This window comes from Bradyrhizobium sp. Kon58 (assembly GCF_055807455.1).
In genome coordinates this window covers 1-241 of record NZ_JBVVOT010000626.1, presented here as the reverse complement: position 1 = coordinate 241, position 241 = coordinate 1, and the positions used below count along the sequence as shown (strand labels likewise).

The window sequence follows — 241 nt, the reverse complement described above, 5'->3', positions numbered from 1 at the left end:
CGCACGTATCAAGGCCAAGCCTCACGCTTATATCGCCCAACCCACCCTGTGTTTGTCCACCTGCCCGACGTTTGTCGAAAACGGCATCACGATCAAGCGTGCCTATCGTCGCCTGCTCAGCCGCCACCACCCGGACAAGATTGCCGGCAGCGGCGCCAGCCCCGCGCAGGTGCGCGAGGCCACCGAACGAACCCGTGAATTACACAACGCCTATGCGTTGATTCGCGAATGACGGTTACAA

1 pseudogene is annotated in these 241 nt (G+C 60.6%); it reads left to right on the top strand.

Going from position 1 to position 241, the window contains the following annotated elements:
* Positions 1–232 (top strand): annotated as a pseudogene (locus tag AC0L20_RS41730) (hypothetical protein); the annotation flags it as partial.
* Positions 233–241: the final 9 nt, after the last annotated feature.